Origin of the sequence: Arthrobacter sp. SDTb3-6 (assembly GCF_013376095.1) — a bacterium.
Taxonomy (GTDB): domain Bacteria; phylum Actinomycetota; class Actinomycetes; order Actinomycetales; family Micrococcaceae; genus Specibacter.
The window spans coordinates 52,096-75,931 of record NZ_JAAMFN010000003.1 but is presented as its reverse complement, the minus strand read 5'-3'; the positions used below and the strand labels follow the sequence as shown (position 1 = coordinate 75,931).

Below are 23,836 nucleotides of genomic sequence, written 5' to 3'. Positions count from 1 at the left end.
GTCCGTGGGGTCCGGCGTCGAACATTGTCAACAACCCGGCCGGCAGGCCGCCGTGTGGAGGAATGAACGGGCCCAACGTGCCATGGGTCATACGCCCGGCAGGCGGAGTTTGGATAACGGTCAGGTAACCTAGGACGGTAGGCGTGGCACTGCTGTGCCTGTATACCGCCGCGCAAGGAACACAGGAGAGTTTGTGAACGCTGACCTAATCGTCGTCGGTTCGGGTTTCTTTGGCCTGACCATTGCAGAACGTGCCGCCACTGAATTGGGCTTGAAGGTGGCCGTGCTGGACCGCCGCCACCACATCGGCGGCAACGCGTACAGCGAAAACGAGGCGCAGACGGGCATCGAGGTCCACCGCTACGGCGCCCACCTCTTCCACACCTCCAACGAGCGCGTCTGGGAGTACGTGAACCGCTTCACCCAGTTCACCAGCTACCAGCACAAGGTGTACACCGCCCATAAGGGTGAGGTCTACCAGATGCCCATCAACCTGGGCACCATCAACCAATTCTTCCGTTCCGCCATGGGCCCGGGCGAGGCTCGGGCCCTGATCCAGGAGCAGGCGGGCGAGCTGGCCGGGACCGACCCGGCCAACCTGAACGACAAGGGCATCCAGCTGATCGGACGCCCGTTGTACGAGGCGTTCATCAAGCACTACACGGGCAAGCAGTGGCAGACCGACCCGAAGGACCTGCCGGCGTCGATCATTTCCCGCCTGCCCGTGCGCTACAACTATGACAACCGCTACTTCAACGACACGCACGAGGGCCTGCCGGTGGACGGCTATACGGCGTGGATTGAGCGCATGGCCGATCACCCCAACATTGAAGTGGTGCTCAACACCGACTTCTTTGAGGCCGGCGAATTCTCACGCAACGCAGTGCTCGGCCAGGTCCCGGTCATTTACACCGGGCCCGTGGACCGCTACTTCGACCATGCCGAGGGCGACCTCTCCTGGCGCACCATCGACCTCGAGCAGGAAGTGCTGCCCATCGAGGACTTCCAGGGTTGTGCGGTCATGAACTACCCGGATGAAGAGCAGAAGTACACGCGCATCCACGAGTTCCGCCACTTCCACCCGGAACGGGACTACACCAAGGACGCCACGGTCATCATGCGTGAATATTCGCGCTTCGCCGAGAAGGGCGACGAACCCTACTACCCGGTCAACACGGCAGAGGACCGCAAGAAGCTGCTGGCCTACCGCGACCTGGCCAACGGTGAAAAGTCAGTGCTGTTTGGCGGCCGCCTGGGCACCTACAAGTACCTCGACATGCACATGGCCATTGGTTCGGCCCTGAGCATGTTCGACAACAAGATCAAGCCGCACTTTACCGGCGGGGCGAAGCTGCAAAGCGGAGGAGTTGACGCGTGAGCGTAGCAACAAAGACGGAAAGCACGACGGCGGACGGGGACTCGCGCAGCTGGCGCACGCTCCAGCGGGTCATCCTGCCCGGCGATGCCGACCAGGAAACGCTGCCGCTCTACCTGGATGCGGGCACTTCGGCGGGCGCCTTTGGTGACTCGCCGACCACTGTCCGTGGGGAACGCCAGGCAAAACGGGCCCGCGCGGCCGATGGTGCCAATACGGCAAGCTACGAAGATGTCGTCTCGCGGACGGCAACGTCCGCGCGCCCGGGCCAAAGGCTGTCTTTTTCAACCTATTTTAATGCCTTCCCGGCGAGCTACTGGCGCCGCTGGACGCCGCTGCGCACCGTTCGCCTTCGTGTTGTGACCAAGGGCGCGGGAACTGTTTCCGTATACAAGTCAAACGCCCGGGGCTCACTCCAGCATGTCGAGACAACCAGGGTGAAGGGCGCTACGGAAAGCACCTTTGACCTCTCGCTGGCCCCCTTCGGCGATGGCGGCTGGTACTGGTTCGACGTCACCGCCGGGGCGGAAGCCGTTGCCATCCAGGCTGCGGAGTGGCTCACCGATGAGGAACCACGGACCAACGGTGACATCACGGTTGAGATCACCACGCTGAACAAGACCGATTTCTGCATCAACAACCTGCGCATTCTTGGTGAGCACCCGGAAGCACTGCAGTCCGTCAAGGAAGTCCTGGTTGTCGACCAGGGAACACAGAAGGTGGCCGAAGCGGACGGCTTTGCCGAGGTGGCCGCTGCGCTGGGCGGCAAATTGCGCATCATCAACCAGGACAACCTGGGCGGCTCGGGCGGATTTGCCCGTGGCATGTACGAAGCAGTCAAGAACGACAGCGACTACGTGTTGCTCCTGGACGATGACGTGGTGGTGGAACCAGAGAGCATCACCCGCCTGGCCGTGTTCGCCGACTACTGCAAAAAGCCGACCCTCGTGGGCGGGCACATGTTCGACCTGCACGACCGCAACGTCCTCCACACCCTTGGTGAGGTGGTCAACCCCTACATCATTGGCCCGGACGAACCCAACCCGGACCAGCAGATGCGCCACAACTTCTCCCAGGAAACCTTGCGCGACACGGCATGGATGCACCGGCGCGTTGACGTGGACTACAACGGCTGGTGGATGTGCCTGATCCCGACCCAGGTGATCCGGGAAATCGGCCTGTCACTGCCGGTGTTCATCAAGTGGGACGACGCCGAATACGGTGTCCGCGCCAAGGCCGCCGGGTACCCCACAGTGTCACTGCCCGGTGCCGCCGTTTGGCATGTGTCCTGGATCGACAAGGACGACATGGTGGGCTGGCAGTCCTACTTCCACACACGCAACCGGTTTATTTTTGCCCTGCTGCACAGCCCCTATGAGCACGGCGGCGGACTGGTGGAGAACTCGCTCAAGCTGGATCTCAAGCACAACATTTCCATGCAGTACTACACCGTCCAGGGCCGCATCGATGCCCTGCGCGACCTGATGAAGGGGCCCGCGGGACTGCACGGCATGCTGCCCACGCGCCTGCCGGAGATCCGGGCGTTGGCCGCAGGCTACACTGAAACCCAGTTCAAGCCCGACGTCGATGAATTCCCGGCCGTCAAAGTTGCCAGGCTCCCGCGCCGCGGCAAAGGCTTTTCCGTCCCCTCGCTCGTGAAGCTGGCGCCCTGGCTGGCCAAGAATGTTATCCGCCAGGTGGCCACGCCCGTCACCGACCAGCGGCAACAGCATCCGGAGGCCGTCGTCGCGCACCAGGACAACAAGTGGTGGCGCATGTCCCAGTTCGACAGTGCCATTGTCAGCAATGCGGAGGGGAGCGCGGCGTCGTGGTACAAGCGTGATCCCAAGCTGGTCCGCAAGCTGCTCGTGGACAGCGTCAAGGTCCATGGCGAGGTGCTGCGGCAGTGGCCGCGTCTGAAGGCAGAGTACCGTGACGCCCTCGCGGCCATCACGTCCGTGGAAGCCTGGGAGAAGACCTTCGCCGAACATAGCGAAATCAGTGAAAACTAAACTCTTGGAAACAGCGAAGGATGGCTTGGTCCGTCCGGGGACCAGTGGTGGACTGGCGGACGTGTACCGTCAGCGTTTTCTGCTGAAACTGCTGGTACGCAAGGAACTCAAGGTCCGCTACCGCGGCTCGGTGCTGGGCATCATCTGGTCCTACGTGAAGCCGGGCGTGCAGTTCATTGTGTTTTACGTGGCATTGGGCGTGTTCCTTGGACTCGAACAAAGCTCCACCAACAAGTCGGGGCTGCCCAACTATGCCATCTACCTGTTCTCCGGCATCATCCTCATCAACTTCTTCACCGAAGCCCTGGGAAACGCCTCCAGATCCATAGTGGGCAACGGCGGACTGATCAAAAAGATCTATCTGCCGCGCCAGCTGTTCCCGGTCGCGTCGGTGTGGGTTTCTGCCGTCCATTTCTTCCCGCAGCTGCTCATCCTGGTGGTGGCCTGTCTTTTCTCCGATTGGCACCCTTCGTTTCTCCAACTGCTCGCAGCGGTGGCGGGGTTCATCATCATCGCACTGTTGGCAACGGGCCTTGGACTGTTGTTTGGTGCCGCCAACGTCTACTTCCGGGACTCCGAAAACTTCGTGGACATGCTCCTGATGATCGCCACGTGGGCGTCCCCCGTCATGTATTCGTGGACCATGGTCCAGCACAAGCTGGGTGAAGCGTGGTACTCCATCTACCAGGTCAACCCCATCACCATCGCCGTGGAGACCTTCCACTATGCATTCTGGCTTCCGACGACGGACGGCTCGGCCGGGATACCGCCCCACCTGCTATCGCTTTGGATACCCGTGGGACTGCTGGTCTCGGCCGCGGTCCTGGTATGGGGCCAGCTGACCTTCCGGCGGCTTGAAGGCCGCTTCGCCCAGGAGTTGTAGCATGACAACGGCAATCGAAGTCACGGGCATAAGCAAGCAGTTTGTGCTCCGCCACACCCGGTCCCTGAAGGAAGCCTTCATCTGGCTCATCAAGGGCCGCAAGGGTGACCTGTCCGAGAAGTTCCATGCCCTCCGGGACGTTGACCTGGTGGTGGAGCAGGGGGAGACCGTTGCCCTGCTCGGATTCAACGGGTCAGGCAAGTCAACGCTGCTCAAGCACATCTCCGGGGTCATGATTCCTGATAGCGGAACGGTGCGCACGCGGGGAAAGGTTGCGGGCCTGATCGAGGTGGGCGCGGGGTTCCATCATGACCTTTCCGGCAGGGACAACGTCTATCTCAACGGCGCCATCCTGGGCATGACAGAGGAACAGATCAACGAACGGTTCCAGTCGATTATCGACTTTGCCGAGATCGGCCAGTTCATCGACACCGAGGTGAAGTTCTACTCCTCGGGCATGTACCTTCGCCTTGCCTTTTCCGTGGCGGTGCACACCAATCCCGAAGTTTTCCTTGTCGATGAAATCCTTGCTGTCGGCGACGAACCGTTCCAGCAGAAGTGCATTGCCAAAATCCAGGAGCTGGCTGCCGAGGGGCGCACCTTGGTGGTGGTCAGCCACGACCTGGATTTGGTGTCACGGATTTGCAGCCGCGGTGTGGTCCTGGACCACGGCCATGTCACCTTCGACGGATCCATCCACGACGCCGTTGCGAAGTTGCGCGGGGCGTAGGCGCCAGGCTTGAACCTCGTCATAGGGGAAACCCAATCCAGCCCGCAGTCCCGCGCGGGAGCCAGACGGGCCAGGTTCCGTCCTGACATCCAGGCGCTTCGAGCCGTGGCGGTGACGATGGTGGTCCTGACGCATTTGTGGCCCAACCGGCTCACCGGCGGCTACGTGGGCGTCGATGTCTTTTTTGTCATCTCCGGCTTCCTGATTACATCGCACCTGGCCAAGGAGATCTTTGGTACGTCAGCCCTGTCCTTTGGCCGGTTTTATGCCAGGCGGATCAAGAGGCTGCTGCCCGCCGCGTTCATCGTGCTTGCCGCCGGGTCGGTGGCCGTCGCCATCTGGGTGCCGTATTCGGAATGGCAGCCCACAGCACGCGAAGTGATGGCCAGTGCCTTCTACGTTGAGAACTGGTCCCTGGCCGGGCAGTCCATCGATTACTCGGCGATCAACAACCAGGCAACCATCGCCCAGCACTACTGGTCCCTGTCTGTGGAAGAACAGTTCTACTTCCTCTGGCCGTTGGCGCTCTTTGGCCTGTATCGCCTGGGTGCCCGGCTGGGTGCCCGTCGCAGGACGATTCTGACGGGAATCACCCTGCTGGGGGCGGCCAGCCTGGTGTACTCGATCATCTTCACCGCGGGCAATCCAAACCCCGCCTATTTCGTCACCCCTGTGAGGGTATGGGAATTCGCGGCCGGCGGGATATTGGCCATTGCCGCGGCCAAGGTTGCCCTGCCCCGGCTGGCCGCTGACGTGTTGGCGGTGCTTGGATGGCTTGCCATTGCAGCTTCCGCCCTGACCTTCAGCCCCCAGACCGAGTTTCCCGGATGGTCGGCGCTCCTTCCCGTCATCGGGGCCACCGCCGTCATCGCCGGCGGGACGGGCCGGACCCGCGTTCCCTTCCATCCTTTCGTGGCATGGAAGCCGGTGCAGTTTGTGGGCGATGTTTCCTATTCGATTTACCTGTGGCACTGGCCGATGATCGTCGTGGCACCCTACGTCCTGCTGGCACCCCTGAACGCGTGGGTGAAAATTGGCATCATTGCCGTCTGTGTGCCACTTGCCTGGCTGACCAAGGTGCTGGTGGAGGACCGCGGCAAGTCCTGGAAGATCCTGGGGCAGCGCCCGCGGGGCACATTCCTTGGCATGGGGGCGGGCCTTGCCATGCTTGCCATCCTGGCCGGCGGCATGACGTGGGGCGGCGCCCTGCAGGAGAGCCGGGCAGAGGCGGTGCAGGAACAGCAAATGGGCCGCCCCTGCCTCGGCCCGGCGGCGTTGCCTGCCCAGAAGGGGTGCACCGACGCGCTCGGGCCGGCTGCCGTCACGGTCATGGGCCCCGGGAACCGGTATTACGCCTCGGCCCCCGAATGCGCCACCGACCCCAACCGGAAGGGGGCGGGAATCAAGGCCGTCGCCGTCTGTGACTTCTCCGGCGGGAAGAAGGGCGCAACCACGGTTTGGCTGACCGGGGACTCCCACGCCGAGCAGTGGAAGCCGGCACTTCTGGTGCTGGCAAGGAAGAACCACTGGAAGCTGACGTATTCGTTGTTGGGCGGGTGCCCCGTGGCCGACGTCACTTTTGCCGGGTACCGCGGCAAAGGTGATCCAGCCGGGAACGCAGCCTGCATGGCCGGTGCCCGGTCCATCGCCAACATGATTGCGGCCGACAAGCCCGACAAGGTCTTTTACTCCGTCTTTGCCCGGAAAGAAACGGTCGACGACGGCTCGGGACGGAGCCAGGACGCACAGTACCGCGCCGGGCTGCCGAAGTTTTGGGGCCGCTGGGCCGCTGCCGGCAGCACCGTGTACGTCATGGCCGATCCGCCGCTGAACGGCTACGTCCGCGATCCGCAGTGCGTGGCGCTCAATCCGGCACGGCCGCTCAAGTGTGCAGTTCCGCGTGCGGTTGCCCAGCCGGCGGACCCATTGGTTTCCGCGGCAAGGTCCATGAAATCGCCAAAGGTGAAATTGATTGACCTGACCGACCACTTCTGCGATTCGAGCCGGTGTTATGCCGTGGTTGGGAACGTCGCCGTCTACTACGACGCGGACCACCTCAACGGTGATTTTTCGAAGCTTTTGGCGCCGTACATTGAACGCCAGATCTAGTGTTGGGAAGGCGCAGCCGGGCACGGCCCGACGTGGCCCGGCTCTCATGGTGCGCGTCCGGCCCGCAAACTGCGGATATTCTAATAACAATGCGTGGTCCACGGCTGCACCGCCCCATGCCGCCAAGATCGAAAAGTAAAGGCTACTAAAACGTGAAGATTGCTGTCATTGCACTCGGTAAGATCGGCCTGCCACTGGCCGTCCAGTTCGCTTCCAAGGGCCACGACGTGGTGGGTGTGGATGTCAACCAAGCCGTGGTGGACCTCGTCAATGCCGCCACCGAACCTTTCCCCGGAGAAGCCCACCTGCCGGAATTGCTCTCCGAACTGGTGCCGGCCGGCAAGTTGCGGGCCACGACGGACTACGGCCAGGCGGTCCCTGGAGCCGACGCGGTGGTCCTGGTGGTCCCGCTCTTCGTCGACTCGGACGCCAAGCCGGACTTTGGCTGGATGGACGCCGCAACGGCCGAGCTTGCCAAGCACCTGACACCGGGCACGCTCGTGTCCTACGAGACGACCCTGCCTGTCGGCACCACCCGCAGCCGCTGGAAGCCGGCCCTGGAAGCGGGATCCGGCCTGGTCGAAGGAAAGGACTTCCATCTGGTCTTTTCCCCCGAGCGCGTCCTGACCGGCAGGGTCTTCGAGGACCTGCGCAAGTACCCCAAGCTGGTGGGTGGACTGTCCGATGCGGGTGCCGCCAAGGCCGTCGAATTCTACAATTCCGTGCTGGACTTTGACGTCCGCCCTGACCTGAACCGCGCCAACGGCGTGTGGGACCTTGGCTCCGCGGAAGCCTCGGAACTGGCCAAGCTCGCTGAAACCACCTACCGGGACGTCAACATCGGCCTGGCCAACCAGTTTGCCCGCTTCGCGGCGACAACGGGGATCGACATCTACCAGGTCATCGAAGCCTCAAACTCGCAGCCGTTCAGCCACATCCACCAGCCGGGCATCGCCGTCGGCGGCCACTGCATCCCGGTCTACCCGCGCCTGTACCTGTGGAACGACCCGGAAGCCACCGTGGTCCGTGCCGCGCGTGCCGCCAACGCGGACATGCCCGACTACACCATCGGCCTGCTCGAAGGTGCCTATGGAGACCTCGCCGGGGCACGCGTCGTCGTGCTGGGTGCCGCCTACCGCGGAGGGGTGAAGGAAACCGCCTTTTCCGGCGTGTTCGACGCCGTCGAGGCCATCGCGACCAGAGGCGGGACCGCACTGGTCCATGACCCCATGTACACGGACGCGGAGCTGAACAAGCTTGGCTTCGACGCCTACCATTTGGGCGAGCCGGTTGATGCGGCCGTCGTCCAGGCCGACCACACCGAGTACCGTCAGCTCACACCGACAGACCTGCCCGGCGTCAAGGTGTTCATCGACGGCCGCCGGGTAAGTTCAGCCGACCAGTGGGACGGCGTCACCTACCGTGTCATTGGCAAGGCATAGGTAACCACAGCCCGTCCGCATCCGTATGTGACCAGGAGTACCAGCATGACTTATGTAGCACCCAGCGCCGACGTCGCCGAGCAGGCAGTCCTTGGCGAAGGCACCAAAATTTGGCACTTGGCCCAGGTCCGGGAGGACGCCGAGCTCGGCGCGAACTGCATAGTCGGCCGCGGCGCATACGTCGGCACCGGCGTCAAAATTGGCGAGAACACCAAGATCCAAAACTACGCGCTGGTCTATGAGCCGGCCGTCCTCGGAAAGGGCGTCTTCATCGGCCCAGCCGTGGTCCTCACCAACGACACCTACCCGCGCTCCGTCAGCCCGGACGGCTCCCTCAAGAGCGCCCACGACTGGACCCCCGTGGGGGTCACCATCGAGGACGGCGCCTCCGTCGGTGCCCGCGCCGTGTGCATTGCGCCGCTGACCGTCGGCCGGTGGGCCACCATCGCGGCCGGGTCCGTGGTCACCAAGGACGTCCCCGCGTTTGCCCTCATGGCAGGCGTACCAGCCCGCCGCCTGGGATGGGTCGGCAAGGCCGGCTTCCCCCTCAAGGCGGACGGCGGCTTCTGGGTGTGCCCGGAAACCGGGGCCAAATATATTGAAGATGGAACTTCCCTGAAAGAGGCAGAGGACAACGCATGAGCCAGGACTTCATTCCCGCAGCAAAACCCATCATCGGAGCCGAGGAACGGGCAGCGGTCGACGCCGTCATGGCCACCGGCATGCTGGCGCAGGGGAAGCAGGTGGCCGAGTTTGAATCCGAGTTCTCCCACGTGCTCCTGGATGGACGTGCCAGCGTTGCCGTGAACTCCGGGACCTCGGGCCTGCACCTGGGCCTGCTGGCCTCCGGTGTCGGCCCCGGCGACGAGATCATCGTCCCGTCCTTCACCTTTGCCGCCACCGGCAACTCCGTGGCCCTGACCGGCGCCACGCCCGTCTTCGCCGACATTGAACTGGACCACTACGCGCTGGACGTGGCCCACGTCGAGTCCCTCATCACGGACAAGGCCAAGGGCATCATGCCGGTGCACCTCTACGGGCACCCCTTCGCCGCCGAAGCCTTTGCTGCCCTGGCCGAGAAGCACGGGATCGACCTGTACGAGGACGCGGCCCAGGCCCACGGCGCTGCGCTTAACGGCAAGAAGGTGGGCACCTTCGGCAAGTTCGCCATGTTCAGCCTGTACCCGACCAAGAACATGACCTCGGGCGAGGGAGGCATGGTCTCGACGTCGGACGCCACCGTTGAGCGGAACCTGCGCCTTCTGCGCAACCAGGGCATGGAGAAGCAGTACGAAAACGAACTCGTGGGCTTCAACAACCGCATGACGGACCTACACGCAGCCATCGGCCGCGTCCAGCTCACCAAGGTGGAAGCCTGGACCAAGCAGCGCCAGGAGAACGCAGCCTTCCTCAGCGCCAACCTCGAAGGTGTGGGGACCCCGAAGGTGGCCGAGGGCGCCGAGCACGTGTACCACCAGTACACCATCCGGGTGCCGGAAGGCCGGGACGAGCTGCACGAGCGCCTGCGTTCCGAGTACAACATCGGCTCAGGTGTCTACTACCCGGTGCCGAACCACCGCCTGCCCTCCTTCAACAGGACCGAGGACCTGCCCAACACGGAGATCGCAGCCAAGGAAGTCCTTTCCCTGCCGGTCCACCCGTCACTGACCCAGAACGACCTTGAGCGCATCGTCACCGCCGTGAACACGCTCGTCAAGGCAGGTGCCTAAAGCATGGCGAACTTGCGCGTAGGACTCATCGGGCTGGGCATGATGGGACGGCACCACGCTCGGGTCATCCGTGAAGTGGAGGGCGTGGACCTGGTGGCCGTGGCGGATGCCTTCGGCGACCCCCACGGCGTCGCCAAGGACCTTCCCGTTCTGCACAGCGTCGAAGAGCTCATTGCCGCCGGCCTGGACATGGCCGTCGCCGCCGTGCCCACCGGCATGCACGAGGAAGTGGGTCTGGCCCTGGCCGAGGCGGGAATCCACACCCTGGTGGAGAAGCCCATCGCGGCCAGCGTACCGGCCGGCCAGCGTCTCGTCGAGGCCTTTGCTGCCAAGGGCCTGGTCGGGGCCGTGGGGCACATTGAGCGCTTCAACCCTGCGCTGCAGTCGCTGCGCAAGCGCATAGCCGACGGCGAACTCGGCGAGGTCTACCAGATCGCCACCCGCCGGCAGGGGCCGTTCCCGTCCCGCATCGCCGACGTCGGCGTCGTGAAGGACCTCGGCACGCACGACATCGACCTGACCGCCTGGCTGGCCCAGAGCCGCTTCGAGTCGATCTTCGCCCAGACGACCACCCGCAGCGGACGCCCGCACGAGGACATGGTCGCCGCCACCGGCAAGCTGGAGAATGGCATCATCACCAACCACCTGGTGAACTGGCTGTCCCCGATGAAGGAACGCCTCACCATCGTCACGGGTGAAAAAGGCGCGTTTGTGGCGGACACCGTCACCGCCGACCTCACCTTCTACGAAAACGGAACCGTGGCCACCCAGTGGGACTCCATGGCAGCGTTCCGCGGCGTCTCCGAGGGCAACGTGACCCGGCTGGCCATCGCCAAGCCCGAGCCGCTGCGCACCGAACACGAGGCCTTCCGTGACGCCGTGCTGCGGCTGCGCACCGACGTTGTCACCATGGCCGAAGGCCAGGACACGCTGGTGGTGGCCGAGGCCGTGCTGGAATCCTCCCGTACCGGCGCCATCGTCAGGATCCCGTCTTAGTGACAGCACAAAAACCGTTGAAGGTCGTCGTCGCCACCCGGCTCTATACGCCGGAAGTGGGGGCGGCGGCCTTCCGTTTAAAGGCGTTGGTTGACGGACTGGTGGAGCAGGGGGCCGAGGTGGAAGTGATCACGTCCAAGGCGCCCAAGGGATCGGGAGTGTTCAAGCCCCGGTACGGGCTGCGCCGCTGGCCCGTTCTGCGGGATCGGGGCGGCAACGTCCGGGGCTATGTGCAGTACCTGAGCTTTGACATCCCCGCTTTTTTCCGGCTTCTGTCCGTCCAGGCGGACCTGGTGGTTTCGGAGCCGCCGCCCACCACTGGGCTGGTGGTTGCACTGTCGTCGCTGTTGCGCGGCCGCCCGTTCGTCTACTATGCGGCCGACGTGTGGACCGAGGCGCTTTCCGCCGTGCAAGTGCCCGCAGCGGTCAAGAAGCTCATGGGTGCCGTGGAAGGGTTTGTGCTGCGGCGCGCCGCGAAGGTCATCGCAGTCTCCGAGCCGGTGGCAGGCCAGGTGGTGCACTTCAACGTGCCCGCACACCGGATCGAGGTCGTCGGCAACGGTGTGGACACGGCCGTGTTCCGCCCGGATGGGCCCATTGCATCCGCCGGCCACCCCTACTTCGTGTACACCGGGACGATGAGCGAGTGGCAGGGCGCGGCCATTTTCATCGAGGCATTGGCCCTGGTCCGCGAAAAGTTCCCGGACGTGGAGCTGCGGTTCTTCGGCCAGGGCGCGGATGAAGGGCACCTCAAGGCCGTGGCCGCCCAGGCCATCCCGGGTGCGGTCCACTTTGGCGGGGTCGTGCCGCCGGCCGATGCCGCCGCCTGGATTCGGGGCGCCGCCGCGGCATTGGTCAGCATCAAGCCGGGCCAGGGCTACGACTTTGCCAAGCCCACGAAGATCTATGCTGCCGCCGCCTGCGGCACCCCTGTGGTGTTCGCGGGGCAGGGCGACGGCGCCGCCGTCGTCGAGTCCGGCCGGCTCGGCGCGGCTGCCGCCTACGACGTCCAGGCGGTTGCCCAGGCCATGTCGGCCGTCTTGCACGAGGCTGTCGTGGCTGGCTCGCCGTCGGCGGATGCCAGGGTCCGGTGGGTCCTTCAGAACGCGTCACTGGCGGCATCGGGGCGGGTTGCCGCCCAGGCCGTACTGAAATTGGGAATGTGAAATGACAATTCAAACGCCGGCGACCACTGCCGTGGCGTCCAATGCCCAATTCCGAAGGCTCAGGCGGCGCCGCATCATTCGCCGTCGGCGCATTGCCCTCGGAATTGTGGCCATGGTGGTGGTTCTGGCAGTTTCCGGTGGTCTTTTTTCCTTGAGGGACGCCATTTGGGGCCCAAAATTCAACCATTCAGGCTTCGAATTAAGCCGCGATGGGACGTCACCCTACATCGGCAGGTTCGTGGTGCCACTGGAGGACACCAGGTGGGGCGAGACCAACGAAAACAACGTCCTGGTCACAAAACTGCACGGGCAAGCCGTCTACCACCCGGTGAATTCAGCCTGGTACATCAGCCAGATGCTGTCCTCGTACCAGGAATCCAAGAATCCACAGTATTTGGACCGGGCAGTCTCCACTGCCAATTATTTGGTCAAGTGGTCTGTGACTGACGACAAAGGGGCACTTTGGTTTCCGTACCGCTTTGCACATGATGTCAGGACGCTGCGCCTTGGAACGCCATGGTATTCAGGCATGGCCCAAGGCATGATGACGTCGGTTTTCGTCAACTTGTACGAGACTACCGGCGACAAGCACTGGAAGAAGATGGCGGCATCGACTGTCAAGTCATATGACCAGCCGAAGGTGGAGGCCGGTCCATGGTTCCAAAACGTCAAGCTGCTGGACGGCAAAAAGTTTCTCTACTATGAGGAATATCCCGCCCTTGCCGACGAACAGAACGCCCACGTGGTCAACGGCCATATTTATGCGTTGTACGGACTTTATGATTACTACCGGATATCCGGTGACAGACACGTCAAATGGCTGTTCGATGTTGGGGCATCCAGTATTCGCGACTCGTTTGGTGCCTATAGAAATCCGGGAAAACCCAGCTGGTATTCGCCGACCTACTACGGCAGGACAGTTTGGGACAACCCGGCAAACTATCATAAAGGCGTCATCAGCCAGCTTCGCACGATGGCCGGGATGACAGGTGACGATGAGTTTTCGCGGCAGGCTGACCTTCTGCATGCGGACCATGATGCATAATTGCCTGGCAGGTGCGCATGACCATTCGCCTGCGCACCGATAATGGACGTGCGGAGGGCCCCGGCCAACTGCCCGGGGCCCTCATGGGCAAACGCGCTTATTTTGCAAAGATATCCAGCAGTGCATCGACCGTCCGTTGGGCGGCATGGCCGTCGCCGTACGGCGCGGCGTCGGTAGCGGCCGGCGCAGGGCGTTCCACGGCTGCGGCCAACTTGCCGAGGTCGCCATTCACTAGTACGTTCCAGCCCAGCTCCACCGTTTCCACCCATTCGGTTTCCGGGCGGATGGTGGTGCAGGGCACCCGCAGCAGGAACGCCTCCTTCTGCAGCCCGCCCGAGTCGGTGACCACGCCGGAGCTGTTGGCCACGGCGTTGACCAGCTGCGGATAGGCCAACGGCTCATGAATCACTATGGAACCCGCCGCCAGGTCGATCCCGTGCTTTTCGGCCAGGGCCTTCAGCCGGGGGTGGGCCAGCAGCAGCACCGGCTTGCCCAGGGCAGCCAGCGACCCCACAATGGCCTTCAGGCGTGCCGGGTCGTCCGTGTTGTCAGGCCGGTGGATGGTGCAGACGTAGTAGTTGCCGGCCGTGACGCCGTCAGGCAGGGACGGGTCCTGGGCGGCGAGCTGGTCCCGCACGCTGTACAGGACGTCAGTCATGACGTCGCCCACCATGCGTGAGCGCTCGGCCAGGCCCTCGGACGCCAAGTGGTCCATGCCCACCTGCGTGGGGGAGAGCAGCAGGTCCGAGGCATGGTCGGTCAGCACCCGGTTGTGTTCCTCAGGCATGCGCCGGTTAAAGGATCGCAGACCCGCTTCCAGGTGCGCCACGGGAATGTGGATCTTGACGGCGGCAAGGGCCGCGGCCAGCGTGGAGTTTGTATCGCCGTAGACCAGCACCACGTCGGGCTTGGCTTCCTCGAAGACGTTTTCCAGGCCTGCAAGCATGGCGCCCGTCTGCTCACCGTGCTTTCCCGAGCCCACGCCGAGGTTGTAGTCCGGAGCCGGAATGCCAAGGTCCTGGAAGAAGACGTCGGACATGAGTTCGTCGTAGTGCTGCCCGGTGTGGACAATGACGTGTTCGGCGCGGCCCTCCATGGCCTTGGCAATCGGGGCAAGCTTGACAAACTGGGGGCGTGCGCCCACCACACTCAAAATTCGCATGGTCCCAGCCTAACCGAGGGCGAACACTCCGGACCGCGTTCGTAGCCTCTCGGCAGCGTAGTGCCTGAGCACGGAGTCCGCTGAAAACATGGCCGCCGGCCGGTCCGTTGCCATTTCCCCCAGCCTGCCGGCGCGAGCGTATCGGACGACGGCGGCACGCAACTGCTCGTCGTCCCCGGCTTCGGCGGCGGCACGGCCAAGGGCTGCATCGCGGCGCGACAGTGCCGGCAGGGCGCCGCCGGCCAAGCGGAGGAGGTGCGAGCGGGCTTGGGCCCAGGCCGCACGATCATCTTCTGACCAAACTGGCGCTCCGGAACTGAATTGCGGGGAGCCGCGGCGCAGCAGCGCACCAATGCCGTGGATGCGGAACAGTTTCAGGGCGATGGTCCGGCGTTCGACAACCGAAGCGGACAGTATCCACGGGGCCTGGACCAGGGCGTCAAGCCACAGGAATTCCTCCGCGAGCGGGCGGATGGCGCTCGTAACCCTGGTGGTGCCCGATGCGTCGGTTTGGTGGTACGCGGGCGTGGAATACGGATAAACGATCCGGCCACCCCGGAACCAGAGCTTTAGGGCGGCTTCCAGGTCCTCACCGATCGTAATGCCCTCAGCGTAGCGGAAACCGCACGCGAGCAAAGCGGAACGGCGCAGAAGTCCGTAGGGCACGCTACGGTAGGCGAGCCCGTCCTTGACCGCGTCCAGCACGGCCGGTTTTGACGGACGGATGCGCGGGGAACGGAGGATCGTGCCCTCCGGTGTCCGAAGAGGGGCAATGACGGCTGCGGCGTCCAAGGCCTCGGCCACCTTCCACCAAGCCCCGAGGGAACCGGGTTCAAGATAGTCGTCGGAATCCAGGAAGCTCATGTAGGTGGCGGCACTGCGGTCCAAGGCCGCGTTGCGCGGCCCTGCGGGGGACCGGGTGCCGTCATTGTGCCCCAGCCAGGTGACGGCGTCGTCCGAAGCCAGGGAAGGGGTGAGGCTGCCCTTGATGGCCTCGGTGGCGATGTTGTGGCAGACCACAGTGGCCGCGATTTTCACACCGAGGGCGGCAAGTTCGGACCGCTGGGCCAGGACGGATTCCAGCCCCCTTTCCAGTGGCCGGGCCGTCTCATGCACCGGTATGACCACTTCAATGCACTGGCTCATGGCCGCGCCCTCCCGTTCCCGCTTGGTTCCTTTGGTTCCGCGATAACCTTACTGGGTGGACAACAATTCTCAGGATTCCGTGCTGGTCGACGTGGTGGTGGCCGTGCACACCCCTGACAGGCCCATTGAGCGCACCGTCGCCTCGCTCATGGCCTCGGGTTTGCCGACGGACGCCGGCGCGGCCGGGCGGTTGCGTGTCACGGTGGTATGCCACAACACCGACGTGGAGCCGATTCGCGCCCGCGTGGCGCCCGGGCACCGGAACCTGGTCCGTTTTGTGGCGTATGCCGATGGGATCAAGAGCCCGGCGGGACCCTTCAACCATGGACTGTCGCTGGCCACGGGCACCTGGGTGTCCATCATGGGCAGCGACGATTCACTGGAGCCGGACGCCCTGGCCCGCTGGGTCGAGGCTGCCGGCCGGGACGGCGCCGACGTGCTGATCGCGCCCATGGCGCACGCCGGCGGGGCCGCGATCCACACGCCCGTCGTGCGCCGCACCAGGACCGCCGCGCTCGACCCGGTAGCCGACCGCCTCACCTACCGCACCGCACCGCTGGGCATAATGCGCCTGCAACTGGTCCGTTCGCTGGGCCTGGACTTCCCCACCCGGTACGTCACCGGCGAGGACCAGTCCTTCTCCGCCAAGCTCTGGTTCTCGGGCGCGAGCGTGAGCTATGGCCGGGGCCTTCCCCGGTACCTCGTGCACGACGACGCCGCAGTCCGGGTAACGGCAACGCCGCGTCCCGTGGCGGAAGACCTGGCATTCGCCACGGACCTGGTGGAATCGGACTGGTTTGCCGGTTTGGCCCCCGCCCAACGTGCCTCGATCGTGACCAAGCTCATCCGCGTCCACCTGTTCGGGCACGTGCTGCTGCGTGCCGAGGCCGGTACCTGGGGTGCTGCAGACGCCGCCGAAATGGCCGCAGCCGCCCGGACCTTGTTGTTCGCCGCCCCCACGGCCGCCCGTCCACTGTCGGTGGCGGACCGGGCCCTGCTCGACGCCGTGACGCGGCGGGAAGCTGACTCCGTGGAGATGAAGTCACTGGCCACCCTCCGGCGCACTTTCACGAACCCGCGCACCTGGCTGCCCAGGGACGCCACCCAGCTCCTGCACCCGGAAGCCCCCCTACGGTTCATGAGTGCCTCGGCACTGGTGTCCTAACCTTCCAAGCGCACAGAAATCCAGAACAACCCCATTCAAGGAACACATGAAGATCCTGGTCATCGCCACTTGGTACCCGCATGATGAAAACCCCACCGAGGCGCCGTTCAACGCCGATCATGTCGAAGCGATCCGCGGCCAGGGCCATGACGTGCGCGTGGTCCATGTGCGGCTTGGGGCGTCCCTGGCCATGCCCAGCCACGTCAACGGTGAGTGGGAAGGGGTGCCGGTGCATCGCGTACTGGCGGACCCCAAGCGCCCGGGAACCGTGCTCGCCTGCGAGCGCCTGCTCGCAGGGGAGATGGCCTGGGCCGACGTCGTCCACACCATGGCGTTCTCCTCAGTGCTGGTGGCCCTGCCGGCTTGGTTGGCGCGCACGGTTGCAGGGCGCGGCCGGCCTTGGGTGCACACTGAGCACTGGAACGGCGTGGTCAACCCGGCCAGCGTCTCGTCCCTGTGGGATAAATTGTCGGGGGTGCGCCGCGTGCTCCGGTTCCCCCACGTAGTGACAGGTGTAACAGGTCAACTCGCGGCCGAAATGCAGCGTTTCGCCCGTCCCCGCGCCGCCCGGGTGGTTCCCTGCGTGGTGAAGGGCCGCGGTCCCGTTGCACCCGCATCCTTCGGCTCCCCATTGCGGCTGGTGGCAGTCGGCGGCCTGATTGAACGCAAGCGCCCCCTGGCCGCAATCGAAACCGTCGCCTGGCTGCGCGACCAGGGAACGGAGGCGCAGCTGACCTGGGTGGGTGACGGTCCACAGCGGGCGGAGTGCGAGTCCCTCATATCGAGGTTGGGACTGGCGGACCAGGTCACGTTGGCTGGCTCGGTGCGTCCGGCCGAAGTGGCCGGGCACCTCTCCGCGGCTGACCTGTTTTTCCTGCCCACGGCCCAGGAAAACTTCTTTACCTCGGCGGCCGAGGCCCTTGCCGCCGGCCGCCCCGTGGTGGCCACGCGGGTGGGAGGCTTCAGTGACTATGCAGACGCAGCCAACAGCAGGCTCGTCGACGAATTCACCCCGGACGTTCTTGGCCGGGCCGTCCTGGCCGCCGTCTCGGCGTTCCGGAACCAACCGGCGGAAGCCATAGCTGCGCCCATCCGGGCCAGATTCGCACCGGGTGCCGTTGGTGAACTATTCGACGACGCCTATGCGGCCGCGATCACCCGCGCCTAGCGCACACGAATGCCTCGCACCAGTCGGGGCCCGGAAACCGAGACAAACTACTCAGGGACGACTAACGTGACAATGATGCGCAGGCTTGTTCTGCTGACAAACCAGTATCCCTACGCCCATGGCGACCATGTATTTGTTGGCGGCGAAATTGCAGCCCTGGCGGCCCGTTTTGATGAAATTGAAGTCTTCAATTACACGCCGGGTGCCTCTGCTCCGATGGTGGACTTGCCACCAAACGTTGTCTACGGCGGAAATCTGTATGGAAGTGCCCGGTCAGCCAAGGTCCGGGCCTGTCTCACGCCTTCCCTGCTGGCCCGCTCAATCGGCATCGTGAGGAGAGAATTTCGGTCCGGGAGGCTGGCAGGACACGTGGGCCGATTCCTCTCGGCGGTGGCTGTTGGAATGTCCTTGGCTTGCGATCCTCGGCTTCGCCGGTCCTTGTCGAAGCCGAATGCCGAAACGAGCGCCTATGCCTTTTGGGGCATGGGGGCAGGCCTGCTGGTCCCATGGTTGCCACGAGACGTCAAAAACGTGAGCCTGAGGCTTCATCGATACGACCTCTACGAAGAAGAATCCGGGTACCTGCCGTTTCGGCCTTCCATGTTTGCCAGGTCTGATCGCATCCTGGCCATTTCCGAATCCGCACGGGGCTACCTCATGGAAAAGTACCCGGGGGAGCGCCTGGAGGGCAAGATATTTACCAGCAGGCTCGGAACCGCCAAGCCGCTCGAGGCAGATCGTCCCCTGGTTGACGGATCCGGGCGAACCATCGTCAGCTGCTCGAATTTGATCGCAGTCAAGCGCGTCGAACGGATTCTTGAGTCGCTTGAGGAACTGCAGCTCGACTCCCCCCTGACTTGGATCCATTTCGGCGGCGGGGTGTTGGAAGATGCCTTGCGCAAACGAGCCGCCCTGGTTGACCGCCCCGGGCTGTCCATCGAAATCCGCGGGGCGACCCCGCACCCGGAAATCATGGAGTACTACCGGACACACCGGATTACAGCCTTCGTGAACGTCAGTGCGTCGGAAGGCCTGCCAGTAAGCATCATGGAAGCCATATCCTATGGCATTCCCGTTGTTGCGACCGATGTGGGCGGCACAGCCGAAATAGTTGGGCGCGACCTTAAAACCGGTGAACTTATTCCGGCCAGTTTTACGCGGGAAGACTTAAACTGTGCGCTGGCCAAAGTGATGGCCGCCGCACCGCAAAGTTATGACCCACGGGCAGTTTGGGCCAGAGACTACGATGGGTCAGCCAACGCCGAGATTGCCGCTGCACTCATTGCCGGCGGCTGAGGCCACGCCCCGTCACTTCATACCAGGTTCGGTCACCGGCTCCAGGGGAGTCAATCCCGCCAAAGCGGCCTGCCGTGCGAAATTTGGGTTTGCGGCAACGACTTCATCAAAAGTCCCCCTGGCCTCAATCGTGCCCCCGCTCATGTAAAGAACCTGCGCGTTGTCGCGGATGGTGGACAGCCGGTGGGCCACTGAAATAACAGTGACATCGCCTTGCAGTTCATGGATGGCCGCGGCCACCGCAGCCTCCGTGGCGGTGTCGAGGGCGCTGGTGGCCTCATCCAACACAAGCACAAGCGGGTCCATGTAGAGCGCCCTGGCGATACCGAGGCGCTGACGCTGGCCGCCGGAGAGTGAGCCGCCGCGCTCGCCAACCCGCCCATGAATGCCGTTGGGGCGCGCCTCTATGGTTTCAAGTAATTGGGCGCGCCGCAATGAAAGGCGCACTCGGTCCTCGTCGACGTCGCCACCCCATGAGAGGGCAACATTCTGGGCCACGGTGCCGTCGAAAATTGCGACTTCCTGGGGTACGTAACCCACACGCTTTCGCCAGGCTGCCAGGACCTCTTCAAGGGGAACGTCATCGAGCGTCATGGTGCCGCTCGAGGGCACCAGCAGGCCCAGGAAGATGTCAATCAATGTCGACTTGCCGGCGCCGGACTGTCCGACCACACCGACCGATGTTCCGAGCGGGATTCGCAGGTTGACATCGGTTACTGCGGGGCTGGTGGCGCCAGGGTAGGTAAATTCGACGTTGCGCAACTCAAGGATTTTCGGTTCCCCGCCGAGGGGGGTCCTGCCCAGTTTTTCGGCATTGTTGCGGAAGTCCTCGGCGTCCCGAATATCGGCCATGACAAGTTCCGTGTAGGGAAGCGTCGACTGCACCAGTGTCACCTGCGACTGGATGGTGGTAAGAGCCGGGACCATTTTGAAGCCGGCGAGAGCGAAAATCGCCACCGAGGTCATGGCGGCGGCGATGCCGCCGTTGAAGTACCCAACGGTTCCAATGAGAAGGAAGCCCCCGATGAGTGCCATGTCAATGACGAATTTCGGCACAGCAGCCAGGAAACGAATGTTGGATCTGGACCTTGCGGCCTTTTCGCGGCTCAAGAGGACGACTGCGCCGACTTCGTCGGCCTTGTCCTGGAGCGTGATTTCCTTTAGTGCCGCCAGCATCTCCGAGACCAGTGTTGACATCCGCATGGCCGAATCGCGGTTTACCCTACCCGCCTCGTAGGACTTTTTCGACAAATACAGATACAGGAAACCCGCAATAAGACCCAGGTAAAGGACCGTAATAAGCGCCGTCTGCCATGAAGCAGCAACAAGGATGACCAGCACGGATGCGAACGTCAACGCCTGGGACGGCAAGACAACCGCAGGAAACAGCACGCCGGCGATGGTGTTGGCTATGCCCACATCGATCATGCGCACTAGTTCGGTGGTCGACCTGTTTTGGCGCGACGTCCAGGGGGCACGGATGTAGCTCTGGAAGAGGACCGTGCCGATCTCCAACTCGTAATCGGCGAACTTACGGGTTGAGACCCACTGCAGCCAGATGTTCAGGAACGACTTGATGATCATCAGTGCCGCCGAGCACACCAGAATCAAGAGGCCGACATTGTCTGAGATGCTTCCGAGAATCGGCAGCATCATTGGGTGGCCGGAACTTTGGGATTGCATGATTTGGTTCAGCACCAAGGCAAAAACGCCCAAGGCCCCTGCGTCAACGAGGACCAGTACCGAAGACAACGACGCGAACAGATACAGGAATTTTCTCGCGTTGGCCGGCAGAAGCGGCAGCAGTTGGCCAAGAGTGCGTCGCAGGTTTTTCAAGTTTTACTCCAGAACTGCAGTGGAAGAATCCTTCCTATACTACGGGGGTTGCCTGAAGAGCGCCTTGCCCGTGCGCTTTCGCGGACCGATGAAGTTCGCGACCCAGGCCCAGCGGGCGCGTTGCCTGACACCGGTGGGAGCGGGTTCAATGCGAGAATGTATGGCATGAACAAGGAAATCCGGGTCACGCAACTCTTCGACTGCGCCGATGTTGGCAAAACCTTTGTCACGGAGGGACAACGACAAGGTAAGCCCTGGAAGATCATTCAGGGACCGTGGACCCGCGGGGGCACTAAAGCTGCCTACTACCGGTTCCTCCTGGAACAGGCCTCGGCATACCCGCGTACGCAACTGTGGCATGTCAACATGGGCGGAAGGGCAAAATGGGCTCGTGGCAGGTTTGCACGGCCATATGCACTGACCCTGCACGGCACTGACATTCGGGAAAACTACTGGCAAGAGCAGCACCATGCGGCGATCCGGGCTGACGTGGATGGCGCCGGGCATGTCTGGTATGCCACACCGGACAATCGAGAAAAAGCAGAGCGTGCCCGGTCCGATGCTGAATACATGCCCATTCCGATAGACCTCGCCGAGCTTCCCAAATGGTCTCCGGCCGACAGGCCCCGGGTGTTCTTCCCGTCGCGCTGGGACGCATCGAAGGGCGGCGACGCCTGGGTGCAGACCGCCGCCGACGTTGTGGCTGCCCTGGCCGGAATGGATGTTGACATCGTCGGACTGGACTGGGGCGACCGTGCGGCGGAGGTCGGTGCAATGGGCGTGGAACTTCTGCCGAAGATGCCCAAGGCAGATTTCCTTCGGGAAATGTCACACGCACACATTGCCGTGGGACAGATCGCTGGGATATTGGCCACAAGTGAGTTGGAGGCCATGGGCATGGGCATTCCCACGATCTTTGCCGACCAGCATGCCGGGTATCCGGCGGACGTTGCCACGGTTTCCGTGGCTCGCGTCGATGTGGGCACGGCCGTGCGTGAATCGCTGGCCGACCCGCCTGCGCTCTCCTGCAGGCTCGACAGTGTGAATTACATCATCAAGAACCACGGCCCGGCGGCCCTGCTGCCACGGCTCGAAGCCGGCTACAAGAAAGTGTTGGAGACGGCAAAGTGAACCGGCCCCATCTTCTTTATATTTCGTTTGCCTTTCCGCCCAGCTCGGCTTCCTCGGTATACCGTTGCACGGCAGTGGCAAACGGCTTCGCAGAAGCTGGCTGGGATGTTACGGTCCTCACTGTTGACGCGGACATCTGGGCCGAGGTGACCGGAGCAGACAGACGGCTGCTGGATGCCATCGACCCCACGATCAACGTGGTCCACGTATCCGACGGCGGTTCGGAGGAACCGAACCGGCGTGACCTTCGGCGTTATTCGAGGCTCCGGATTGAGGCACCCTATATCTGGAAGGAACTTTTTCGTCGGCGCAGCAACAAGGGGTTTCCCGAGGACTTTCACGCGTCCTGGTTTGGCCCCGCCAGCCAGGCCGTGCACCAAATTCACCGGGAGCACCCCGTTGACCTGGTCATGGCCTCTGCGGCGCCCTATGTTTCGTACAAAATAGCGCGTGAGCTGCCTGATGTTCCCTATGTCCTGGACTACCGGGACGCCTGGTCATTCAGTACGTTCACCGGTGCTGAGATTTTCGCGACCGTATCGGAGCGGGGCAGGCTTGAACATGGCTATCTGAAAGGGGCGCTGCGTACGTGGTTTGTGAACCAGCCCATACTCGACGAATACGCGCGCAGGTATCCCGACACGATCCGTAGCATGCGCGTGGTGCCGAACGGATTTGACCCCCAACCGGGTCACCGCCGTCCTGAGGCCAGAAAAACCATGGAACCACGTATTGGCTACCTTGGCACCCTTCAATACACAGCCGTTCCCTTGGCCGAGTTCCTGGCGGGATGGGACGCGGCCTTCGGCAAGGACGATGCGCAGATGGCGCATGCAGTCTTCCGCGGAAAGCTGAGCCCTACCGGACTGGTTCCGGCAAACGTCCTGGAAATTTTCAATTCCGGCATGCACCGGGGCCTTGCCTACGAAGGCCCCATCTCCAAGCGCGATGTTGCCACATTCTATCAAGGAGTTGATGCGCTGTTGCTAATACTCCCTCCGGGAAAGTATGTGACGGGCGGAAAAACGGCGGAGTACATTGCAACGGGCCTGCCCATTGTGTCTGTCCACGCAGCAGACAGCGCCGCGTCGACAATTCTTCGCAACTACCCGCTTTGGTTTGAGGCCAGGGACCTGACACCAGAAGGCATCGCAGCTGCGCTGCTAGCCTGCGCCAAGGAACTCGCCGCACCCGACCCGGCCAAGTGGGAAGCGGCATGGGAATTCGGGCAGCAGTTTGAACGGTCCGCCACGCTCCGACCGGCAATCGCCGAACTCCGCTCGGAACTTGACGAACGGGCCGGGCAGCCTGCGCAACCCTCGGAGAGGAGCAAACAGTGAGGGAACCCCTTCAACTCGCCATCCTGCTGGGCCGCGCCGAGCGGCCGGACATGGCAATTGATGAGCTGGTACGTCAAGCAAGGGAGGCTGTGTCAGACTTTGGT

19 protein-coding genes are annotated in these 23,836 nt (G+C 63.4%); 16 read left to right on the top strand and 3 right to left on the bottom strand.

Going from position 1 to position 23,836, the window contains the following annotated elements:
* The first annotated feature begins 154 nt into the window (after positions 1-154).
* From glf to G6035_RS02225, 11 genes are all read left to right on the top strand, one after another.
* A complete protein-coding gene (gene glf / locus G6035_RS02275; protein WP_256882526.1) occupies positions 155-1,378 on the top strand; it encodes a UDP-galactopyranose mutase in 1,224 nt (407 codons plus the stop codon).
* On the top strand, positions 1,375-3,387 hold the full coding sequence (locus G6035_RS02270) for a glycosyltransferase (RefSeq protein ID WP_176615451.1): 2,013 nt from the start codon (positions 1,375-1,377) through the stop codon (positions 3,385-3,387). Before glf ends, G6035_RS02270 begins: the two co-directional genes overlap by 4 nt.
* A gap of 4 nt (positions 3,388-3,391) precedes the next feature.
* Complete coding sequence (locus G6035_RS02265; RefSeq protein ID WP_176615450.1) at positions 3,392-4,270, top strand: ABC transporter permease; 879 nt, start codon at positions 3,392-3,394, stop codon at positions 4,268-4,270.
* 1 nt (position 4,271) lies between these two features.
* Positions 4,272-5,000, top strand: a complete 729-nt coding sequence (locus G6035_RS02260) for an ABC transporter ATP-binding protein (RefSeq protein WP_176615449.1) — start codon at positions 4,272-4,274, stop codon at positions 4,998-5,000.
* 9 nt (positions 5,001-5,009) lie between these two features.
* Positions 5,010-7,109 (top strand): acyltransferase family protein, encoded by a 2,100-nt coding sequence (locus G6035_RS02255; RefSeq protein ID WP_176615448.1) that lies wholly within the window; start codon positions 5,010-5,012, stop codon positions 7,107-7,109.
* Positions 7,110-7,261: 152 nt separating this feature from the next.
* Complete coding sequence (locus G6035_RS02250; protein ID WP_176615447.1) at positions 7,262-8,551, top strand: nucleotide sugar dehydrogenase; 1,290 nt, start codon at positions 7,262-7,264, stop codon at positions 8,549-8,551.
* Between the two features lie 45 nt (positions 8,552-8,596).
* Positions 8,597-9,193: an acyltransferase gene (locus G6035_RS02245; RefSeq protein ID WP_176615446.1), complete on the top strand. Its 597-nt coding sequence runs from the start codon at positions 8,597-8,599 to the stop codon at positions 9,191-9,193.
* Positions 9,190-10,281: a DegT/DnrJ/EryC1/StrS aminotransferase family protein gene (locus tag G6035_RS02240; protein ID WP_176615445.1), complete on the top strand. Its 1,092-nt coding sequence runs from the start codon at positions 9,190-9,192 to the stop codon at positions 10,279-10,281. Before G6035_RS02245 ends, G6035_RS02240 begins: the two co-directional genes overlap by 4 nt.
* Before the next feature lie 3 nt (positions 10,282-10,284).
* Positions 10,285-11,277, top strand: a complete 993-nt coding sequence (locus tag G6035_RS02235) for a Gfo/Idh/MocA family protein (protein ID WP_176615444.1) — start codon at positions 10,285-10,287, stop codon at positions 11,275-11,277.
* Positions 11,277-12,443, top strand: coding sequence for a glycosyltransferase family 4 protein (locus G6035_RS02230; RefSeq protein WP_176615443.1), 1,167 nt, complete (start codon positions 11,277-11,279; stop codon positions 12,441-12,443). Before G6035_RS02235 ends, G6035_RS02230 begins: the two co-directional genes overlap by 1 nt.
* A gap of 1 nt (position 12,444) precedes the next feature.
* Positions 12,445-13,488 (top strand): D-glucuronyl C5-epimerase family protein, encoded by a 1,044-nt coding sequence (locus tag G6035_RS02225; RefSeq protein ID WP_176615442.1) that lies wholly within the window; start codon positions 12,445-12,447, stop codon positions 13,486-13,488.
* Positions 13,489-13,585: 97 nt separating this feature from the next.
* Here the strand turns inward: G6035_RS02225 and wecB are convergent, their stop codons facing one another.
* The gene (wecB, locus tag G6035_RS02220) at positions 13,586-14,650 is read right to left on the bottom strand and encodes a non-hydrolyzing UDP-N-acetylglucosamine 2-epimerase (protein ID WP_176615441.1); all 1,065 of its coding nucleotides are present in this window, start codon (positions 14,648-14,650) and stop codon (positions 13,586-13,588) included.
* A 9-nt stretch (positions 14,651-14,659) separates the two neighbouring features.
* Positions 14,660-15,796, bottom strand: coding sequence for a glycosyltransferase family 2 protein (locus G6035_RS02215; RefSeq protein ID WP_176615440.1), 1,137 nt, complete (start codon positions 15,794-15,796; stop codon positions 14,660-14,662).
* Between the two features lie 55 nt (positions 15,797-15,851).
* Between G6035_RS02215 and G6035_RS02210 the strand changes: the two genes are divergently transcribed.
* The 3 genes from G6035_RS02210 (at position 15,852) to G6035_RS02200 (ending at position 19,425) form a co-directional block, all read left to right on the top strand.
* Positions 15,852-16,961 carry a glycosyltransferase family 2 protein gene (locus tag G6035_RS02210; RefSeq protein ID WP_176615439.1) on the top strand — a complete coding sequence of 370 codons (1,110 nt, stop codon included), beginning with the start codon at positions 15,852-15,854 and terminating at the stop codon, positions 16,959-16,961.
* A gap of 46 nt (positions 16,962-17,007) precedes the next feature.
* Positions 17,008-18,129: a glycosyltransferase gene (locus G6035_RS02205; RefSeq protein WP_176615438.1), complete on the top strand. Its 1,122-nt coding sequence runs from the start codon at positions 17,008-17,010 to the stop codon at positions 18,127-18,129.
* Between the two features lie 72 nt (positions 18,130-18,201).
* Positions 18,202-19,425, top strand: coding sequence for a glycosyltransferase (locus tag G6035_RS02200; protein WP_256127686.1), 1,224 nt, complete (start codon positions 18,202-18,204; stop codon positions 19,423-19,425).
* Positions 19,426-19,437: 12 nt separating this feature from the next.
* On the opposite strand, the gene G6035_RS02195 is transcribed toward G6035_RS02200, so the two are convergent.
* Entirely contained in the window at positions 19,438-21,261 is a 1,824-nt protein-coding gene (locus tag G6035_RS02195; RefSeq protein WP_176615436.1) for an ABC transporter ATP-binding protein, read from the bottom strand.
* 165 nt (positions 21,262-21,426) lie between these two features.
* On the opposite strand from G6035_RS02195, the gene G6035_RS02190 reads away from it, so the two are divergent.
* Together G6035_RS02190 and G6035_RS02185 are read left to right on the top strand one after the other, a co-directional pair.
* Positions 21,427-22,392 (top strand): hypothetical protein, encoded by a 966-nt coding sequence (locus G6035_RS02190; protein ID WP_176615435.1) that lies wholly within the window; start codon positions 21,427-21,429, stop codon positions 22,390-22,392.
* A complete protein-coding gene (locus G6035_RS02185; protein WP_176615434.1) occupies positions 22,389-23,732 on the top strand; it encodes a glycosyltransferase in 1,344 nt (447 codons plus the stop codon). The genes G6035_RS02190 and G6035_RS02185 overlap by 4 nt, the downstream gene beginning before the upstream one ends.
* The last annotated feature ends 104 nt before the right edge of the window (positions 23,733-23,836 follow it).